We start from the raw sequence: 16,197 nt of genomic DNA on the forward strand, positions 1-16,197 counted from the left end.
CGACCCCAGAGCGACCACCGATCGAAACAAAACGACAATTGTCGTTGGTGCCACTTTCAGAATCAATCCGGATACGGGTATGCCAGAGGCAAGATCTGATGCGGCCGTCGAGGAGGATCCCAACAAGTACATGTACGACCTCCAGTGCCGGGTCGAAGACGACAAAACGTCAGTGCCCTGCCTGCCCGGTCAGCTTCGGTGCCCTCCGAAGGAGCCGGGCGGAGAAGAGGGCATTCCGATCATCTGGAAGTACGCCCCCAAGGCCATTGAGAATCCCACGTGGACGCAGTGGCAGCCCGTGAACGGACAAGCTGTCTGCCTCTACGACGCCGAACCGCAGAACATCCTCGCCAACATCGCCGCACGGATCCTCAGCGACTTCCGCCAACTGCCGGTGAACGCCGGTGAACTCGGCGCCCAGCCCTTCCCCCACACACTCAGGGGCGGGCCGACCAACTTCTACGCCAACACCACGGAACAGGCCTTCGACGTCACCATCCTCGGACAAAGAGTGCACCTGGTGGCCACCCCGGCGAGCTACACCTTCAGCTTCGGCGACGGCACCAGCCTCGGGCCCACGCCGATCGCCGGCGGCCCCATTCCGGAGCTGGAGTGGCTGTCCGAAGCCACCCGGACCAGCCACGCCTATGAGCAAACGGGCGACTTCCCGGTCACCGTCACCACCAGCTTCACCGGCACCTACGCGGTCAACGGCGGACCCGCCCTTCCCATCAACGGAACCCTGGACCTGGCAACCGCACCCAGGACCATCCAGGTGTGGAGGACCGAGACCGCCCTCGTGGCCGAAAACTGCCTGACAGACCCCACATCGTGGGCCTGCCCTGGCTCCCGTACCCCAAGGTAGCCAAGGGATCCGCAGAAATGAGCCAGACTGCCACCGGCATTTGAAGTCCGGAGCCGTCGGCCGGTCATTTGGGACTCCCCCTTCGCTTCCCGGTCACGCTCAAAAAAGTTGGTGAACCTGCAGGGCAGGGACGCGTAGAGTTGCGGAAGACGCCGATTCTCGACGCCGTACAGCTGTGGGAGAGAATGTGACACCTGACTGGGACGAAAAGAGGGCTCTGCTTCAGGAGCCCAACATTGCTGCCGTGACGCAGCTTTGCGACGAATTGATGGCCAAGAAACCGGGGTCTTCCGTGCCCTACATCGATCCCGTGCATGACGAGGACGAATGCCGGATCGTCACCCTCCAAGTGAGCCCGGGTCGCGGTACCGCATCCGGTTTTGTCTCACATTTGAACGACGACGACGCCGCCCGCCGCGCGCAGCAGATCTACGACGCCGCGGAACTGGACGTCCGCTACGTCATGCCGTGGAACTCCTACCCCTGGGTGCGCGATCCCGAACTGCCGCCGGCTCTCAGCGCACAGGAGAAGACGGACGGCCTCAGGCCGCTGCGCCAGTTCCTCAAGATCAACCGCAGGGTTTCCGCCATCGTCGCGCACGGCACCGAAGCCGCTGCCTTCCTGGCCCTCTACGAGAAGACCTACCACTCGCCCCTGCGCCAGCACGGCATCAAGGTCTACAAAGCCAGCGCCCTCGGAGGCCGGGCCTTTGCCCTGTCCGAGGCCAAGCAGCAGGAGCTCCTGGCCAAGAACATCGAAACCTACCGGGACGCCATGCAGCGGGCGGGAATCCAGCACCTCTAACGCCTGGGGGGCTGCCCGGATCATGCCGGGCCTCGCCCCGGCTCAGGCGAACCAGGTGTCCGGCGGGCCCATGAACAGCAGGAAGCTGAACACGGCCGCCACGCCGGCAACCGCGATGACCACGGCCATGACCGGGTTGCCGAGCACCCAGGCCTGGGCCTTCTCAAGTACACCCCGCGGAGGCTCCCCGCCCTTGGCGAGCCGCCATCCGCCGTCGAGCAGTCCCTTGCGATCCAGTGACCTTTCCACCGGAACGGTGGCATACGGGATTACAGTGGCGACGAGCGCGAGCGCGCCGGTCCGTGCAGGCCATTTCTGGTTGATCCAGGTGAAGCACGTGACTGCCCCGTAGCAGAGGAACACGAAGCCGTGCACGCCGCCGCCCATGCGGACGCCGAGGTCCGTGGTCTGGGTGACGTACTTCAGGAACAGGCCGATCAGCAGGATCGTCCATGTGACGGCCTCGGCGAAGGCGAACGTGCGGAACAGGGTACGGGGCGACATGGAAGTCCTCAGTTGGGAAACGGGAGTCCCCTCCAAAATACCGTGGACCGGCGCACAGGCGCGCGCGACGGCGGGTGGCGCGCGCCGTCGTCGTCCTTAGGTCTTAGTTCTTAGGTTTTGGCGCGGGCCTGGACCATGTTCGCGTATGGAAGCCGGCCGTAGCTGCTGACGAAGTCGGCGTGGTAGCTGGCTTCCGCCTTGTTGACCTCGGCCGCCGGGAATTCCTTCCAGGCGATGACCAGCTCCATGGCGTCACGGAGTTGCCAGATCAGCCGGGCGTCCCAGACGACGGTGGGCCGGCCGCGGCCGTAGTCCATGAACTCCTGGATCTGCTTGCGGAGGCCACGGTTGCCCTGGCTGCCGGCGCTGGCTTTGCCCAGGTAAAGGACCTTGGCTTCGGTAACCCACTCGGCCTCGAGGGCTTCCTTTTTGAGCGAAGGATCCTTCTTCTTGAACGTGCCGGCCGTGCTCTTGGCGAGGAAGACCGGCTCGAAGCCTTCAGGCTGCAGGATGGCGAATATGCCGGGGCCCTGGGGAACGCGCATGATCTCGAGCTCGTCGAGGACCCGGAATCCGGTGAAGCCATCCTGGACGAGCGTCTTTTTGGTGATTGGCATGGTGCTCCTACTTTAGGGGGTCAGGACCACGGGCTCAGCCTGACGTCGCGCCGGACAAGGGCCCCGACGCCACCGGATCTCCTGGATTGTTCACGTCAGGCGTCGAAGTCCAGCAACAATTGCCGGTTCCTGATTCGCGATTCGCCGCATTCGACCGCCAGCCGGGCAAGTTCGATGGACGCTCGGCTTCTGTTCTTGGGCCTGCCGACGGCAATATGCGGCACCCAGCGCGGGGATCTGAAGCCAAGGGCCGGCGAGCTGAGAATGAAGTCGTCGATGTTGTCCACGAGCAGTTCGTCGAGGAGCTCGTGGAGCGCCACGACGAGGGAGACCTGATAGTCCCGCACATGCTGGGGAACCTCGACTTCCAGGCCACGCACGGCGCCACCGCCCAGGACGATCAGCCGATCGGCGGTACCGGAGAAGCCCTCCAGCACAGGCAGCCCACGCAGCCAGGAAGCCGTCCTGCGGCCAGCCGCCTCGGCACTGGTGATTCCCTTGGTCCAGCCGGAAACATCCCGGGCGAAGTCCTCAAGAACGCCGAGGTGGAACAGCGTCATGTGCAATCCCTGGGGCCGGCGCAGCGCATCCACGTAGCGGTCAAAGCCCTCATAGTCCGCAGGCCCGGATCCGATGCTGAGCACGGGCACCTCTACCGTAATGCGCGGAAGTGTCTGCATAGGGCCTCCCTGTCAGCGCCGAACGTTGATGCTGGGGGCAATTATCCTCCGGAGCGAGGCGATTCGGCTGGGCTCCGGGAGCGAGACCCACGTGATGCGCTGGGTAGATGGCCGGACCCAGCCCGCCCCGCCCCTCAAGCCCCCGCAACAAACCTGCGCCTCATTGACATGCCCCTGTGACCCGTGCCATATTCATTACGTGAACCTGTCAGACAGCCGGACAGCAGGACAGGCCGATCCCGGACAGCCCGCCCCCAGCCAGAAAGCTGCGGCGGGCCAGCGCACCGCCACAAGCGGCGCCGTCCCCCGGCCGGCCCCCACTGCGAAGTCCCCCGCCAATTCTCCCACCGCGCCGCGACCCCTTACCCGGGTCAGCGCCGCCGAAGCCGTCTTCAGCGCCATCCGCCATGACATCGAGTCCGGGGCGTTCGAGGTCGGTGCCAAGCTTAGTTCCGAAGCCACGCTCGCAGCCCAGTACGGGGTGAGCCGCTCCGTCATCCGTGAAGCGCTCCGCTCCTGCAACACGCTCGGCCTGACGGTCACCAAGACGGGCAAGGGCACGTTCGTGGTGTCCAACCACGTGGCCAACGATCTCACGCTCGGCCAGTACAGCGCACGGGACCTCAACGAGGCACGCCCGCATATCGAGGTTCCTGCAGCGGGCCTCGCCGCGCAGCGCCGCACCGAGGAGGACCTTGAACACCTCAAGGACCTCGTCCAGGCCATGCTCACGGAAACCGACCCCGAGGCCTGGGTGAACCTGGACGCGAACTTCCACTCCGCCGTCGCGCGTGCCAGCGGCAACAGGGTCTTCGCGAGCGTCGTCTCCGAAATCCGTGAGGCCCTCGCCCACCAGTCCGAAACCCTGAACATGGTAGCTGACCGGCAGCACCTCTCGGACGAGGAACACCTCGCCGTCCTGGACGCCATCGAAGCCGGCGACGCCAGCGCCGCCAGCCAGGCCATGGCCGATCACCTCAACGCGGTGGCCGCAGCCCTGGACGCCATCCTCAGCAAATGACCCTAGCGAAGGACACCATGCCCGCCCACGAAGCACAGGCAGTCACCGCCCCGGCCGAACCAAAGGCCGCACCGAACGCCGCACCAAACAGGGACACCCGCACCCCGCGCCACGTCCCCCTGGTGGAGCAGACCCGCGACGGCCTCGTGGAAAGCGTCCACTACGGCTCGCTGATCGCCACCGGTCCGGGCGGCGAAACCCTCATCACAGCCGGCGATCCCGATGCCGCCTTCTACCCCCGCTCCTCGCTCAAGCCGCTGCAGGCCGTGGCCTTGGTCCGCGCCGGCCTCGAACTGCCGGAGGACCTCCTGGCCCTCACCGCGGCGAGCCATTCGGGTGCCGCGATGCACCGCGACGGCGCCCGCCGGATCCTCGCACTGCACGGACTCACCGAAACAGCCCTCGAAAACAGCACCGACCTCCCGTACGGAACCATCGAGCGCGAGGACTGGCTCCGCAACGGCGGAACGCCCACCCAGCTCGCCCAGAACTGCTCCGGCAAGCACGCCTCCATGGCCGCCGTCTGCGTGATCAACGGCTGGCCGGTCGCAGGCTACCTGCACCCCGAGCACCCGCTCCAGCTCCTCGTCAGGGACACCATCACCGAGCTCACCGGCGAGGAAGCCGCCGCCGTCAGCACCGACGGCTGCGGCACCCCGCTCTTCGCCCACACCCTGCACGGCATGGCCCGCGCCTACGGCCGGCTCGCCAGCGCGGCAGCCGCCAGCGAAGAGGGCAGGGTCGCCAACGCCATGCGCCGCTACCCCGAGATGGTGGCCGGCGAGGGCCGCGACGTCACCGCCCTCATGCGCGCCGTCCCGGGCCTGCTCGCCAAGGACGGCTTCGAGGGCCTCCAGCTGATCGGGCTCCCGGACGGCACCGGTATCGCCGTCAAGATCTCCGACGGCGGCGACCGCGCCCGCCTGCCCGTCACCGTCCGCGTCCTCGAGGCCCTGGGGCTCGACGACGGCGCCCTGGATGCGCTCCAAAGCCCGCCTGTGCTGGGCGGCGGCAAACCGGTGGGCGTCCTGCGCGCCAGCAATTTCCTGCAAACCACCTTCCAGTCAGCCAACCACGATTAAGGACAGCTATGACCGCCGTCGATCAAGCCATCCACGTCCGCTCCGAACACGATCTCCTGGGTGACCGGGACGTCCCCGCCGGTGCCTACTGGGGCGTCCACACCCTGCGTGCCATCGAGAACTTCCCCATCACGGGCCAGCCGCTTGCCTCCAACCCGCACCTGGTGCGCGGCCTGGCCGCAGTGAAGCTCGCCGCCTCCCGGAGCAACCGCGAGCTCGGCCTGCTGGACGATGAGAAGGCCGACGCGATCGAGCAGGCCTGCCAGGACATCCTGGACGGCATGCTCCACGGGCAGTTCATGGTGGACGTCATCCAGGGCGGCGCGGGCACCAGCTCGAACATGAACACCAACGAGGTCATCGCCAACCGTGCCCTGGAAATCCTGGGCCACGCCAAGGGCGACTACTCCAAGCTCCACCCCAACGACGACGTCAACCTGAGCCAGTCCACCAACGACGTCTACCCCACGGCCGTAAAGCTCGGCACCATCTTCGCCGTCCAAGGACTGCTGTCCGCGCTCGAAGAACTCGAAGGTGCCTTTGCGGCCAAGGCCATGGAATTCCAGACCGTGGTGAAGATGGGCCGCACCCAGCTGCAGGACGCGGTGCCCATGACCCTGGGCCAGGAGTTCGGCGGCTACGCCGTGACTGTCGGCGAGGACCGGGCCCGGCTCGCCGAATCCCAGATGCTGATCCACGAGATCAACCTCGGCGCCACCGCCATCGGCACCGGCCTGAACGCCCCAGCCGGCTACGCCGAGGCGGCCTGCCGGCACCTGGCCCAGATCACCGGGCTGCCGCTGCTCACCGCCGCCGACCTCATCGAGGCCACCCAGGACGTGGGCGCCTTCGTGCACCTCTCCGGTGTCCTGAAGCGCGTGGCCGTGAAGCTCTCCAAGATTTGCAACGACCTCCGCCTGCTGTCCTCCGGGCCGCGCGCGGGACTGGGCGAGATCAACCTGCCGGCAGTGCAGTCCGGCTCGTCCATCATGCCCGGCAAGATCAACCCGGTGATCCCGGAAGTGGTCAGCCAGGTGGCGTACGAAGTGGTCGGCAACGACGTCACCATCACCATGGCGGCCGAGGCCGGCCAGCTCCAGCTGAACGCCTTCGAGCCGATCATCGTCCACAGCCTCCACAAGAGCATCTCCCACCTGGAAGCAGCCTGCCGCACCCTCACGGCCCGCTGCGTCCGGGGCATCACCGCCAACACCGAACATCTGCGGCTTACCGTCGAGCAGTCGATCGGCCTGGTCACCGCACTGAACCCGCACATCGGCTACGCCTCCGCCACCGCCATCGCGCAGGAGGCCCTCGTCACCGGCAAGGGCGTGGCGGAACTCGTCCTGGAACACGGTCTCCTGACCGCGGACCAGCTCGAAGAACTCCTCAGCCCCGAGCGCCTGGCGAACTTGAGCAAGTAACCGCACCTTACGCAGGACCTCCCAACAGGACACCCCTAAGGATTCCAATGACCAACGCACCCATTACGGACCACACGGTCCCTGCCCAGGCCCATGCCTCCGAACGGGCCCTCCATGCAGAGGACAAGGGCTACCACAAGAGCCTGAAGCCCCGGCAGATCCAGATGATCGCGATCGGCGGCGCCATCGGCACCGGCCTGTTCCTCGGCGCCGGCGGCCGCCTCAACGCGGCAGGCCCGTCCCTTGTCATCGCGTACGCGGTCTGTGGCTTCTTCGCCTTCCTGATCCTGCGCGCCCTGGGCGAACTGGTACTGCACCGCCCGTCGTCGGGCTCGTTCGTCTCCTACGCCCGCGAGTTCTTCGGCGAGAAGGCGGCGTTCGTCTCCGGCTGGTTCTACTGGATCAACTGGGCCACCACCACCATCGTGGACATCACCGCCGCGGCCCTGTACATGAACTTCTTCGGCAAATACATCCCGTGGATGGGCGTGGTGCCGCAGTGGCTCTGGGCTCTGATCGCCCTCGTGGTGGTCCTCGGCCTGAACCTTGTCTCCGTCAAGGTGTTCGGCGAGATGGAGTTCTATTTCGCGCTCATCAAGGTGGCCGCCCTGGTGGCGTTCCTGGTGATCGGCACGTACTTCGTCATCTTCGGGACCCCGGTTGAGGGCCAGCAGGTGGGCTTCAGCCTCATCACGGACCACGGCGGCATCTTCCCCAACGGCCTGCTGCCGATGATCATCCTGATGCAGGGCGTGCTGTTCGCCTACGCCTCGATCGAGCTCGTGGGCACGGCCGCCGGTGAGACGGAGAACCCCGAGAAGATCATGCCCAAGGCCATCAACTCCGTGGTCTTCCGCATCGCAGTGTTCTACGTCGGCTCCGTCATCCTGCTGGCGCTGCTCCTGCCGTACACCTCGTACGAGAAGGGCGTCAGCCCGTTCGTGACGTTCTTCGGCTCCATCGGCATCCAGGGCGTGGACGTGATCATGAACCTCGTGGTCCTCACCGCCGCACTGTCCTCGCTGAACGCCGGCCTGTACTCCACCGGCCGCATCCTGCGCTCCATGTCCGTGGCCGGCTCGGCCCCGAAGTTCGCCCAGCGCATGAACAAGGCCGGCGTCCCCTACGGCGGCATCGCGATCACCGCCGGCGTCTCGCTGCTCGGCGTTCCGCTGAACTACCTGGTCCCCGCCCAGGCCTTCGAGATCGTCCTGAACGTCGCCTCGGTAGGCATCATCGTCACCTGGGCCACGATCGTCCTGTGTCAGATGCAGCTCAAGCGCTGGGCGGACAAGGGCTGGCTGAAGCGTCCGTCCTTCCGGATGTTCGGCGCCCCGTACACCGGCTACCTCTCGCTGCTGTTCCTGCTGGGCGTGCTGGTGATGGTGTTCATCGATTCCCCGCTGACGCTGCTGGTCACCCTGGTGGCCTGCGCGCTCATGGTGCTCGGCTGGTTCCTGTGCCGCAAGCAGATCCACGAGCTCGCCGCAGCCCGGGACGGCTTCACCGGCAGCTCCCCGGTGATCGCCAACCGTCCGGTCGCCGGCGCCGAAGACAGGATCTGACCAACGCCAGCCCCCGACGGCGGCGCCCGGGTTCCGTGACAGCGGAACCCGGGTGCCGCCGTCGGGCGTTAACGTCCCCAACCCCAACTAAGTAGCGCCAACCGTCGTTTTGGGCACTCAAAACGACGGTTGGCGCGACCTAGTTGGGTGAGCTCGCGTCGAACTCAAACATCCGATGATTGGCGGCTAGGATTGATCCATGGCTGTGACTGATGAAGCGATCGGCAAGATCAAGGACATGTTGATCTGCGGGGAACTCAAAGCGGGCGACCGGCTCCCCCCGGAGAAGGAACTGAGCGAGCGGCTCGGGCTGTCCCGCAGTTCCCTGCGCGAGGCCGTCAAGGCGCTCGAACTCATCCGCGTGCTGGACGTCCGCCGCGGCGACGGAACCTATGTGACCAGCCTGGACGCACGGCTGCTCAACGAGGCCGTGGCCTTCGTAGTGGACCTGCACCAGGACCGCTCCATCCTGGAACTCTTTGAGGTCCGACGAATCCTGGAACCGGCCACGGCACACATCGCCGCCGGCAAGATGACGCCCGAGGACATCCAGGCCCTGCGCGACACCATGCTGGGCATCGACGAGAACACCGACGTCGAGGAACTGGTGGCCCACGACCTCCAGTTCCACAACATCATCACCAATGCCGCCGGCAACGACTACCTCGGAGGCCTCCTCGAGGCCCTCTCCAGCAGCACCGTCCGGGCACGCATCTGGCGCGGCCTGACCCAGGAGAAGGCCGTGGCCCACACCCTCGCGGAGCACAAGGCCATCGCCGACGCCCTGGAACGCGGCGACGCCGAGCTGGTCCGGGCCCTCGTCACGGTGCACATCAGCGGCGTCGAGGCCTGGCTGCGGCAGGCGCTGTAGCCGCAGCGCCGCCGCGCCGAAACCGCACCCGCTGAGGAACGGCGCACCAGGTCCACAGGGTGCCGAAGCAATCAGTGGGCGCGGGAATGCCCGGCCTTGTAGTTGAGTCCGTAGGTGCGAACGGCCGTGCCTTCGAGGACGGCCTGCCGTCCGGCGGGATCCAGTTCGCCGACCAGTTCCAGCAGCACCTCGAGGGTGCGGCCGTAGGGGGCGCCCAGGGTGCTGACCGGCCAGTCGCCGCCGATCATGAGCCGCTCCGGGCCGAAGGCATCCAGCGCTTCGTCCCACAGCGGCCGCAGGGCCTCCGCCGTGTACGGGACGCCGGGCAGGTGCAGCCCGGAGAGCTTGGCCACCGTGTTGGGCAGCACGGCCAAGGCCCGGAAGTCGCGGCGCCAGGCGGCCATGGAACCAGCCTCCGCCAGCGGCGGTTTGCCGAGGTGGTCCAGCACGATCGTCAGCTCCGGCAGCTCCCGGGCCAGCTGGACGGTCCGGCCGAGGTGCCGCGGAAAAGCGTCCGGGACGTCGAAGGCCAGGCCGTGCGCTGCCAACAGGGCGAGGGATTCCCGGACCTCCGGCAGCTCCAGGAAGTCGTCCCGGGGATCGTCGTGGACCAGGTGCCGGACGCCGCGGAATTTCGGATTGCGGACGAGCCGCTCGAGTTCCTCCCCGGCCTCGGCGGGCTTGTCGAGCGGGATCCAGCCCACCACGCCGAGGATCCAGTGATTCCGGTCCGCGGCGGCGAGCATGGCGTCCGTGTCCGCCGTGGTGTCGTCTGCCTGGACGAGCACCGCACCGCCCACGCCGGCCGCCAAAAGGGTCTCCCGGGCCTCGGCCTCGCCGTAACTGCGGAAGAGTCCGCCGTGCTGCGGGCCCAGCCAGGCGTACGCGCCGGCGCCCAGGGCCGATCCGCCGTGGAGCTCCCAGAGGTGCAGGTGCGCGTCAATCATGGGGCACCGCCGCGAGGGCTGCCCACAGTTCCTCGGGCACGTCCTCGGCCATCCTGGCCGCATTCCCCACGGCCTGCTCCGGGCGGCTCGCCCCCACCGTCACGTTCACGACGGCGGGGTGCCGCAGGCTGAACTGGAGGGCCGCCGTCGGGAGCTCCACACCGAAGTCCCGGCACACGCCGGCCAGCTTCCGCGCCCGCTCCAGCAGGCCCCGGGGCGCGCGTCCGTAGTTGTAGTGCGCGTCCTCGGGGACCTCGGGCCGGGCGAGGAGCCCGGAGTTGAAGACGCCGACGTTCACGACGCCGGTGCCGCGCGCGGTGCAGCGGTCCAGCAGCGGGACGCCGGGCTGCTCCAGCAGGGTGTAGCGGCCGGCGAGCATCACGAGATCCAGCTCCGCGGATTCGACGCATGCCAGCGCGGCTTCCGCCGAGTTGGTCCCGACGCCGATGGCCTTGACCACGCCTTCCGCGCGCAGCTTTTCGAGCGCGGGCAGGGCCTGGCTGATGCCGGCCGCGAGGTCGTGGGCGTCGGGGTCGTGCAGGTAGGCGATGTCCACGTGGTCCAGGCCCAGGCGGACCAGGGAGTCCTCGATGCTGCGGCGGATGCCGGCCTCGGTGAAGTCCCACACGCGCCTGTTGTCCGCGGGGACGTCGAAGCCTTCCTCGTCCACACGGCCGTGGGCGTCCTGGGGCACCAGCAGCCGGCCCACCTTGGTGGAGATGGTGAAAGCGTCCCGGGGCCTGCCGCGGAGCGCGGCGCCGAGGCGCCGCTCGGACAGGCCCAGGCCGTAGTGCGGGGCGGTGTCGAAGTAGCGCACGCCCGCATCCCAGGCCGCGTTGATGGTGTCCTCGGCCTGCGAATCCGGCATGGCCCGGTACAGGTTCCCGATGCCGGCGGCACCGAAACCGAGGCGGCCCAGCGTCAGCCCGGCGTCAGGCACCCCGCCCAGGGAGGCCGCGCTCATGCGAGCTCCCAGACCAGCTTGATGCCGGAATCGTTGCCCGAGTAGTCGTCCTGGACCTCCAGCAGCTCCGCCATGCGGGCCTGCCACGGCACATTGGCCGGGTGCCCGGCGAGCGCCCGCCGCATGGCCTGGTAGTCCTCCACGTCAACAAGGTGGAAGAGGTCCTGGCCGCTGCGCCAGATGCGCCAGTTGCCCACACCGGCGTCCTTCAGTGCCGTGGCCAGTTCGGCGGGGATCTCGGCGTGGACGGAGTCGTATTCCTGTTCCGCCCCGGGCTTGAGCCGGGTGTGCAGGGCGACGGTCTCAGGCACCGGAGACGCCTTCCTTGAGGAACAGCTCCAGCACCGGAACGGCCACATCGGGGCGCTGGACCGGGAGCTTAATGGTCAGGGTGCCGGCCGGCTGGGCGCCGGGGGTGGTGTTGTGCGCCTGCTGGTTCGGGTCGCTCTCCTTGAGGAACACCTCCGAGGCGTCGTTGAGCAGCTGGGCGTATTCCACCTTGCCGGCGAGCCCGGGCAGGTGCACGAACTCGAACGGCCAGGCGAACAGGTGCACGTAGAGCCGGTCGCCGCGCTGCGTGTAGCGGGCATCCGCCGGGGCGGTGAAGGCGGACGGTCCGGCGCCGTAAATGGAGCGGCCGTGCAGGTGCATCCATTCGCCGATGCCCTGCAGCGAGGCCGCGGCACGGGGGTCGAGGTTCCCGCGGGCGGTGGGACCGACGTTGAGCAGCAAGTTCCCGCCCTTGGAGACACCGTCCACGAGCATCCGGACCAGCAGGTCCACGGACTTGTAGTCCAGGTTGTCGCGGTCATAGCCCCAGCTGCCGTTGAGGGTCTGGCACGCCTCCCACGTGAGCGGCACGCCGTCGGACAGCATGGGACCGGCCGGCTGGTACTGCTCGGGGGTGATGAAGTCGCCCGGGATGTCCAGGCGGTCGTTGACCACGATCCCCGGCTGCAGCTCGCGGACCATGGCCAGCAGCGCCTCGGAGTCCCAGTCCTTGCGTCCCTTGCCGCCCCAGGATTCGTCGGGGTTGGCGTCGGAGTACGAGAAGTCGAAGAACAGGTAGTCGATGGTGCCGTAGTTGCTGAGCAGCTCACGCACCTGGCCGTGCAGGTAGTCGCGGTAGCGGCCCATGTCCCGGCCCCGGTTGAGTGCCTCGATGTCCCCGGCATTGCGCAGGGGGTGCACGCCGTCCACGGTGAAGTCGGGGTGGTGCCAGTCGATCAGCGAGTAGTAGAAGCCTACCTTGAGGCCTTCGGCGCGCAGGGCCTCCACGTAGGGGGCAATGAGGTCGCGGCCCGCCGGCGTGTTGCTGGCTTTGTAGTCGGTGAGCGCGGAGTCCCAGAGGCAGAAGCCCTCGTGGTGCTTGGTGGTGAGCACCACGTACTTCATCCCGGCTTCGCGTGCGGCGCGGGCCCACGCGCGGGGATCGTAGAGGTCCGGGTCAAAGCGGCGGAAGTACTTGGCGTATTCCTCCACGGGGGTCTGCTCGCGGTTCATCACCCATTCGTGGCGGGCCGGCAGGGCGTAGAGGCCCCAGTGCACGAACATGCCAAACCGCGCCTCTTCGAACCATGGTGCGTGCTGGATCAACGGGATTCCTTCCTGGAGGTCTCGAGTGCAGCGCCCGCTGCCCACACGGGGCCGTCGGGGAAGCTGTAGTCGGCCAGTGTCTCACGGAGCATTTCGTTTCCGGCGCCGGGGGCCGACGGCGGCCAGTAGCTGCCGCCGTGGACGTCCGCCGGCGTGGTGAAGTGCTCGTGGAGGTGGTCCACGAACTCGATCATCCGGCCTTCCGTACTGCCGGACACGGCCACGAAGTCGAACATGGACAGGTGCTGCACTGCTTCGCACAGGCCCACACCGCCTGCGTGCGGGCAGACCGGGACGCCGAACTTGGCGGCGAGGAGCAGGATGGCGATGTTCTCGTTGACTCCGGCCACGCGGGCGGCGTCGATCTGCAGCACCTGGAGGGCGCCGGCCTGGAGCATCTGCTTGAACACCACCCGGTTCTGCACGTGCTCACCGGTGGCCACGGGGATCGGGGCCACGCCCCGGGCGATGGCGGCGTGGCCGAGCACATCGTCCGGGCTGGTGGGCTCCTCGATCCAGGCAATGTCGTACGGCGCCAGGTGGGCCATCCAGTCGATGGCGGCCTGGACGTCCCAGCGCTGGTTGGCGTCCACGGCGATCTTCACGTCCGGGCCCACCGCATCGCGTGCGGTGCGGACGCGGCGGATGTCGTCCTCCAGGGAGGCCCCCACCTTGAGCTTGATCTGCGTGAATCCCTCGGCCACGGCTTCCTTGGCCAGCCGCGCAAGCTTGTCGTCGCTGTATCCCAGCCAGCCCGGCGTCGTGGTGTATGCCGGGTAGCCTTCGGCCAGCAGCGCCGCCTTGCGTGCTTCCCGTCCGGGTTCCGCGGCGCGGAGCATGGCCAGCGCTTCCTCCGGCGTCAGGGCGTCGCTGAGGTAGCGGAAGTCCACCAGGGCCACGAGCTCCTCCGGGCTCATGCCCGAAAGCAGCTCCCACAGCGGCAGGCCGGCCCGCTTGGCCTTGAGGTCCCACAGGGCGTTGACGACGGCGCCGATCGCCATGTGCATGACGCCCTTTTCCGGGCCCAGCCAGCGGAGCTGGGAATCGTGGGCCAGCAGTTTCCACGTGGCGCCCATGTCGGCGAGGAGTTCCTCGACGTTGCGGCCCAGGATGTGGTGGCGGAGGGCGTCGATCGCCGCGGTTTCCACCTCGTTGCCGCGGCCAATGGTGAAGACGAAGCCGTGGCCCTCGTGGCCGTCGCCGGCGTCCGTGCGGATGATCAGGTACGCGGCCGAGTAGTCGGGATCCGGGTTCATGGCGTCCGAGCCATCCAGTTCCTGCGAGGTGGGGAACCTGATGTCGAAGGTGTCCACGGCGGTGATGACGCTCATTGTGCTCCTAGCTTGGCAGCTGCCCCGTTGGGCCATTCCCGGCGGGCCGGGTTCCTGGCGGACGTGCCACTGGATGTGCAACAGGATGTGCTGGTGGTCGTTGATCTGCACTGAGCCTAAACATCCGATGTCTGTCTTGTCAATGGGTCACATTTCCGTATTATGGAGGACAACATCAGACTAGAGCTCGGATGTTAGAGCCAGAGCACGGAGGAATACATGAGCATGAAATTCGCCAGGCTGGGCACGGCCGGAAACGAACAGCCGGTTGTTCTCACCCAGGACCCCAACGGCACTGAAAAGTACTTCAGCCTCGCGGCCCTGACCCGGGACATCAACGGCGCCTTCCTCGCCTCGGACGGCATCGCCCGTACCCGTGAAGCCCTTGCATCCGGCACGCTGCCCGAGATTTCGGCCGAAGGCCTCCGCGTCGGCGCCCCTGTGGCCCGCCCAGGCAATCTGATCGCCATCGGCCTGAACTACACCGCCCACGCCGCCGAATCCGGAACGGAGCCCCCCGCCACCCCCGTCGTCTTCCTCAAGCCGGCCAACACCGTCAGCGGGCCGTTCGACGCCGCCCCCATCCCGCCGTCGGCGGAAAAGTACGACTGGGAGGTGGAACTCGGCATCGTGATCGGCCGGGAAGCGTCATACCTTTCCGGCACGGACGAGGCCGCCGAATGCATCGCCGGCTACGTGGCCGCCAACGACCTCTCCGAGCGCGACTACCAGCTGACGGGCCCCGCCGGCCAGTGGACGAAGGGCAAGTCCCTGCCGTCCTCCACGCCGCTGGGCCCCTGGCTTGTCCCGGCTTCCGAGGTGAACGCCGGCAACCTCGGCCTGCGCACCTGGGTCAACGGCGAGGTCCGGCAGTCCTCCAACACCTCGGACATGATCTTCGACCCCGCCACGGTGGTCCACCACCTGAGCCAGTACATGGTCCTGGAAGCGGGCGACGTCATCATCACCGGCACCCCGGAAGGCGTGGCCCTCTCCGGCCGCTTCCCGTACATCCAGCCCGGCGACGTGGTGGAGGTGGAGATCGACGGCCTCGGCAGCCAGCGCCAGGAGTTCTACCGGGCCAGCGCCGGCTCGCTCGCCTCCTCCGCCGCGGGCACCGGGAGCGCAAGCGGCACCGGCAGCGCTGCCGAATGAGTGCCGAGTTCGAGGGCCTCGCAGCCCTGGTGACCGGCGGGGCGTCCGGAATCGGCGCGGCCATCGCGGACCGGCTTGCCGCCGGCGGCGCGCGCGTTGCCGTGCTGGACCTGAACCCGGCCGGCTCGCCGCACTTCGGCGTCGAATGCAATGTGGCCGACGACGCCTCGGTGCGGGCCGCCGTCGACGCCGTCGCTGCGCAGTTCGGCCGTCTGGACGTGGTGGTCAACAACGCCGGGATCGGCGCCCAGGGCGACATCGCCGCGAACGACGACGCCGAGTGGCACCGCGTGCTGGACATCAACGTGGTCGGGATCGCCCGCGTCAGCCGTGCCGCGCTGCCCTACCTGCGCGACTCACCGGCCGCGGCGATCGTCAACACCTGCTCCATCGCCGCGACGGCGGGGCTGCCGCAGCGCGCGCTGTATTCGGCGTCGAAGGGTGCCGTGCTGTCCCTGACCCTGGCGATGGCCGCCGACCACGTCCGCGAAGGCATCCGGGTGAACTGCGTGAACCCGGGCACCGTGGACACGCCCTGGGTGGGCCGCCTGCTCGATTCCGCCGCCGACCCCGCCGCGGAACGCGCCGCGCTCATCGCCCGGCAGCCGCATGGCCGCCTGGTGGACGCGGCCGAGGTGGCCGGCGCCGTGGCGTACCTCGCGAGCCCGCTCTCCGGTTCGACGTCGGGCACGTCCCTGGCGGTCGACGGCGGCCTGCAGGGTTTGCGGCTGCGGCCGGTGGGCTAGGCCCCCGCCCCGCTTCCGCGAACT

The 16,197-nt window shown here is 68.0% G+C and carries 17 protein-coding genes; 9 read left to right on the forward strand and 8 right to left on the reverse strand.

The window, feature by feature from the left end:
- The first annotated feature begins 79 nt into the window (after positions 1 to 79).
- Together NVV90_RS19405 and NVV90_RS19410 are read left to right on the forward strand one after the other, a co-directional pair.
- On the forward strand, positions 80 to 865 hold the full coding sequence (locus tag NVV90_RS19405) for a PKD domain-containing protein (RefSeq protein WP_258438864.1): 786 nt from the start codon (positions 80 to 82) through the stop codon (positions 863 to 865).
- A gap of 244 nt (positions 866 to 1,109) precedes the next feature.
- Complete coding sequence (locus NVV90_RS19410) at positions 1,110 to 1,670, forward strand: uracil-DNA glycosylase (RefSeq protein WP_258438865.1); 561 nt, start codon at positions 1,110 to 1,112, stop codon at positions 1,668 to 1,670.
- Between the two features lie 42 nt (positions 1,671 to 1,712).
- Here the strand turns inward: NVV90_RS19410 and NVV90_RS19415 are convergent, their stop codons facing one another.
- The 3 genes from NVV90_RS19415 to NVV90_RS19425 form a co-directional block, all read right to left on the reverse strand.
- A complete protein-coding gene (locus tag NVV90_RS19415; protein ID WP_258438866.1) occupies positions 1,713 to 2,174 on the reverse strand; it encodes a DUF3817 domain-containing protein in 462 nt (153 codons plus the stop codon).
- Between the two features lie 110 nt (positions 2,175 to 2,284).
- Positions 2,285 to 2,791, reverse strand: a complete 507-nt coding sequence (locus NVV90_RS19420; RefSeq protein WP_258438867.1) for a hypothetical protein — start codon at positions 2,789 to 2,791, stop codon at positions 2,285 to 2,287.
- A 95-nt stretch (positions 2,792 to 2,886) separates the two neighbouring features.
- Positions 2,887 to 3,471, reverse strand: a complete 585-nt coding sequence (locus tag NVV90_RS19425; RefSeq protein ID WP_258438868.1) for a hypothetical protein — start codon at positions 3,469 to 3,471, stop codon at positions 2,887 to 2,889.
- A gap of 199 nt (positions 3,472 to 3,670) precedes the next feature.
- Between NVV90_RS19425 and NVV90_RS19430 the strand changes: the two genes are divergently transcribed.
- The 5 genes from NVV90_RS19430 to NVV90_RS19450 all read left to right on the forward strand — a co-directional run bounded on the left by NVV90_RS19430 (position 3,671) and on the right by NVV90_RS19450 (position 9,434).
- Complete coding sequence (locus NVV90_RS19430) at positions 3,671 to 4,492, forward strand: FadR/GntR family transcriptional regulator (RefSeq protein WP_258438869.1); 822 nt, start codon at positions 3,671 to 3,673, stop codon at positions 4,490 to 4,492.
- Positions 4,489 to 5,574, forward strand: a complete 1,086-nt coding sequence (locus NVV90_RS19435; RefSeq protein WP_258438870.1) for an asparaginase — start codon at positions 4,489 to 4,491, stop codon at positions 5,572 to 5,574. Before NVV90_RS19430 ends, NVV90_RS19435 begins: the two co-directional genes overlap by 4 nt.
- Before the next feature lie 8 nt (positions 5,575 to 5,582).
- Positions 5,583 to 6,998: an aspartate ammonia-lyase gene (locus NVV90_RS19440; protein ID WP_258438871.1), complete on the forward strand. Its 1,416-nt coding sequence runs from the start codon at positions 5,583 to 5,585 to the stop codon at positions 6,996 to 6,998.
- A 47-nt stretch (positions 6,999 to 7,045) separates the two neighbouring features.
- Positions 7,046 to 8,563, forward strand: a complete 1,518-nt coding sequence (locus tag NVV90_RS19445) for an amino acid permease (protein ID WP_258438872.1) — start codon at positions 7,046 to 7,048, stop codon at positions 8,561 to 8,563.
- A 199-nt stretch (positions 8,564 to 8,762) separates the two neighbouring features.
- Complete coding sequence (locus NVV90_RS19450; protein ID WP_258438873.1) at positions 8,763 to 9,434, forward strand: FadR/GntR family transcriptional regulator; 672 nt, start codon at positions 8,763 to 8,765, stop codon at positions 9,432 to 9,434.
- 71 nt (positions 9,435 to 9,505) lie between these two features.
- On the opposite strand, the gene NVV90_RS19455 is transcribed toward NVV90_RS19450, so the two are convergent.
- The 5 genes from NVV90_RS19455 to NVV90_RS19475 are packed head-to-tail and all read right to left on the reverse strand — an operon-like array spanning position 9,506 to position 14,272.
- Positions 9,506 to 10,381, reverse strand: coding sequence for an amidohydrolase (locus NVV90_RS19455; RefSeq protein WP_258438874.1), 876 nt, complete (start codon positions 10,379 to 10,381; stop codon positions 9,506 to 9,508).
- Positions 10,374 to 11,345, reverse strand: a complete 972-nt coding sequence (locus NVV90_RS19460) for an aldo/keto reductase (protein ID WP_258438875.1) — start codon at positions 11,343 to 11,345, stop codon at positions 10,374 to 10,376. The genes NVV90_RS19455 and NVV90_RS19460 overlap by 8 nt, the downstream gene beginning before the upstream one ends.
- Positions 11,342 to 11,656 (reverse strand): L-rhamnose mutarotase, encoded by a 315-nt coding sequence (locus NVV90_RS19465; RefSeq protein WP_258438876.1) that lies wholly within the window; start codon positions 11,654 to 11,656, stop codon positions 11,342 to 11,344. Before NVV90_RS19465 ends, NVV90_RS19460 begins: the two co-directional genes overlap by 4 nt.
- A complete protein-coding gene (locus tag NVV90_RS19470) occupies positions 11,649 to 12,941 on the reverse strand; it encodes an alpha-L-fucosidase (RefSeq protein ID WP_258438877.1) in 1,293 nt (430 codons plus the stop codon). Before NVV90_RS19470 ends, NVV90_RS19465 begins: the two co-directional genes overlap by 8 nt.
- Complete coding sequence (locus NVV90_RS19475; RefSeq protein ID WP_258438878.1) at positions 12,938 to 14,272, reverse strand: L-fuconate dehydratase; 1,335 nt, start codon at positions 14,270 to 14,272, stop codon at positions 12,938 to 12,940. Before NVV90_RS19475 ends, NVV90_RS19470 begins: the two co-directional genes overlap by 4 nt.
- A 219-nt stretch (positions 14,273 to 14,491) precedes the next feature.
- Between NVV90_RS19475 and NVV90_RS19480 the strand changes: the two genes are divergently transcribed.
- A complete protein-coding gene (locus NVV90_RS19480; protein ID WP_258438879.1) occupies positions 14,492 to 15,427 on the forward strand; it encodes a fumarylacetoacetate hydrolase family protein in 936 nt (311 codons plus the stop codon).
- A complete protein-coding gene (locus NVV90_RS19485) occupies positions 15,424 to 16,173 on the forward strand; it encodes an SDR family NAD(P)-dependent oxidoreductase (protein WP_258438880.1) in 750 nt (249 codons plus the stop codon). The genes NVV90_RS19480 and NVV90_RS19485 overlap by 4 nt, the downstream gene beginning before the upstream one ends.
- Positions 16,174 to 16,197 lie beyond the last annotated feature (24 nt).

This window comes from Arthrobacter sp. CJ23, from assembly GCF_024741795.1.
Classification (GTDB): domain Bacteria; phylum Actinomycetota; class Actinomycetes; order Actinomycetales; family Micrococcaceae; genus Arthrobacter.

Coding starts and splice junctions, on each gene's coding strand:
- NVV90_RS19420 (WP_258438867.1), bottom strand. CDS start 2,791: ATGCCAATCACCAAAAAGACGCTCGTCCAGGATGGCTTCACCGGATTC.
- NVV90_RS19445 (WP_258438872.1), top strand. CDS start 7,046: ATGACCAACGCACCCATTACGGACCACACGGTCCCTGCCCAGGCCCAT.
- NVV90_RS19415 (WP_258438866.1), bottom strand. CDS start 2,174: ATGTCGCCCCGTACCCTGTTCCGCACGTTCGCCTTCGCCGAGGCCGTC.
- NVV90_RS19405 (WP_258438864.1), top strand. CDS start 80: ATGCCAGAGGCAAGATCTGATGCGGCCGTCGAGGAGGATCCCAACAAG.
- NVV90_RS19460 (WP_258438875.1), bottom strand. CDS start 11,345: ATGAGCGCGGCCTCCCTGGGCGGGGTGCCTGACGCCGGGCTGACGCTG.
- NVV90_RS19455 (WP_258438874.1), bottom strand. CDS start 10,381: ATGATTGACGCGCACCTGCACCTCTGGGAGCTCCACGGCGGATCGGCC.
- NVV90_RS19435 (WP_258438870.1), top strand. CDS start 4,489: ATGACCCTAGCGAAGGACACCATGCCCGCCCACGAAGCACAGGCAGTC.
- NVV90_RS19475 (WP_258438878.1), bottom strand. CDS start 14,272: ATGAGCGTCATCACCGCCGTGGACACCTTCGACATCAGGTTCCCCACC.
- NVV90_RS19425 (WP_258438868.1), bottom strand. CDS start 3,471: ATGCAGACACTTCCGCGCATTACGGTAGAGGTGCCCGTGCTCAGCATC.
- NVV90_RS19450 (WP_258438873.1), top strand. CDS start 8,763: ATGGCTGTGACTGATGAAGCGATCGGCAAGATCAAGGACATGTTGATC.
- NVV90_RS19485 (WP_258438880.1), top strand. CDS start 15,424: ATGAGTGCCGAGTTCGAGGGCCTCGCAGCCCTGGTGACCGGCGGGGCG.
- NVV90_RS19440 (WP_258438871.1), top strand. CDS start 5,583: ATGACCGCCGTCGATCAAGCCATCCACGTCCGCTCCGAACACGATCTC.
- NVV90_RS19480 (WP_258438879.1), top strand. CDS start 14,492: ATGAGCATGAAATTCGCCAGGCTGGGCACGGCCGGAAACGAACAGCCG.